This window comes from Xenorhabdus beddingii (assembly GCF_002127545.1).
GTDB lineage: Bacteria > Pseudomonadota > Gammaproteobacteria > Enterobacterales > Enterobacteriaceae > Xenorhabdus > Xenorhabdus beddingii.
Genome location: NZ_MUBK01000187.1, coordinates 1 through 377, shown reverse-complemented (window position 1 = coordinate 377; position 377 = coordinate 1). Strand labels below are relative to the sequence as shown.

At 60.2% G+C, this 377-nt stretch carries 1 pseudogene; it reads right to left on the bottom strand.

From position 1 onward, the window contains the following. Positions 1-7: 7 nt before the first annotated feature. Positions 8-377 (bottom strand): annotated as a pseudogene (locus Xbed_RS19200) (DUF2345 domain-containing protein); the annotation flags it as partial.

Genomic DNA, 377 nt, shown 5'->3' with positions numbered 1-377 from the left:
ATTGTGTTTACCCTTTAACCGGTTTAATGACTAAACCCGCATCCTGTTGCGCCAGTTCGGCACAAGCCGGTTGCACCGGAAACTCGATTGCCGGGAGTGTTTCCGCCATCGGGAGTTGCCCCACTTGTGCGAGCGGCGCCACCCCCTCCGGCAGTTGCAGTTCCAACCCGCGCCCGCTGCCCCCTGAACCCTGCCCGACATTCATCGGGGAACAGAGAATGCCGCCCGGCGTGACTTTCAGAAAACTGCCGCCCACTTTCAGGGTGATTTCCGATGTCGCTTCCAGCACCACTTTGCCGCCGCTTTTCAGGTGGATTTCCTGCCCGCTGTCAATCACCGTGGCATCGCCGGTCTGGAGATGCTGGCTGCCGGCTATC